Genomic DNA, 672 nt, shown 5'->3' on the forward strand with positions numbered 1-672 from the left:
AGCGGGTCCACCGAATTCCACCGCCCGAGCTGCGGGTCATACATCCGCGCACCGTAATCAAGCCAGCCAAGCCCCTGCTGTTCTTCCTTGCCATTGTAGGTAAACCGGTTGCTGTTGGCCATCGTCAGGCTGCCCGGCACCGGCAACCGTAACCCCCAGGGGTCATACTGCTCATCCTGCACCGCCATCAGCGGATAACTCTCCCCTGCACCCGGCACCTGACTACCCGTTACGGCCGTACTCACCTCCGGACAACGGCACGCCACCCGCAAGTTACCTAAATGGTCTTTCAGATGGTACTCATACCGGTAGTAGCGGTTGGTAATCACGCTTGTCCCCGAGGCAGGGTTTATCGCCCGGCCCGGCGGCAGCATTCGCCCCTCGGCCGTAGGGATGAACTCCAGCGAACGATTGCTGCCCGCCCCTTCATAAACCAGACCCGCCACATAGTCATAGGCCTTACCGCCACCGAAATCGGCCCGCAGCTTTTGCCCGGCCGCCGTGTAGCTATAGCTGCTGACCTGCCCCGTGGTGGCGTTCAGCACCCGTTGTGGCAGGTTCAGGTGGTTGTAGCTCACATTGGTGATGCCTTTACCGGTATCGCTGATCAGGTTGCCGTTGCCATCATAGTCATAGGCCGCGTTCTGGTTAAAAAATCCGTTGCCGGCATTG

At 59.8% G+C, this 672-nt stretch carries 1 protein-coding gene; it reads right to left on the reverse strand.

Features of this window, described 5'->3' with window-relative positions; translation table 11 throughout:
- Positions 1 to 672, reverse strand: a 672-nt coding sequence (locus tag BLX24_RS30955) for an RHS repeat-associated core domain-containing protein (RefSeq protein ID WP_310590818.1), incomplete at both ends; no start/stop codon positions are given.

This window comes from Arsenicibacter rosenii (assembly GCF_001870735.1).
In the GTDB taxonomy this organism is placed as follows: domain Bacteria; phylum Bacteroidota; class Bacteroidia; order Cytophagales; family Spirosomataceae; genus Arsenicibacter; species Arsenicibacter rosenii.